This window comes from Pseudomonas sp. AC463, from assembly GCF_979253585.1.
Window position 1 is genome coordinate 1 of record NZ_CEEDDZ010000340.1, and the last position, 320, is coordinate 320.

1 protein-coding gene is annotated in these 320 nt (G+C 69.7%); it reads left to right on the top strand.

Annotated elements, in window-relative coordinates; all coding sequences use genetic code 11:
* Positions 1-17: 17 nt before the first annotated feature.
* On the top strand, positions 18-320 hold a 303-nt coding region (locus AC0IYH_RS30430; RefSeq protein ID WP_471837872.1), incomplete at its 3' end, for a hypothetical protein.

Sequence of the window (320 nt, forward strand, 5' to 3'; positions counted from 1 at the left end):
AGGCGGACCGCGCGCTGATGTCGGTCAAGGCCGGCGCGAACGTCAACGTCGCGATGATCCGCGACCTGAAGGGCACGATGGAGCGCGAAAAGGCGCCGTTCGGCCTGTTCCTGACCGTGACGCCCCCGACCCGGCCGATGCGCGAGGAGGCGGCGTCCGCCGGCACCTGGCGCGATCCGCTGACCGATCAGGCGTTCTCGCGGCTGCAGATCATCACCTTGCAGGAGCTGATGGACGGCAAGCGCCCCCGCCTGCCGATCGTCAACCGCGCCGCCGCCTTTCGTCGGGCGGGGCACGAAGATACGACACGACAGGAACGG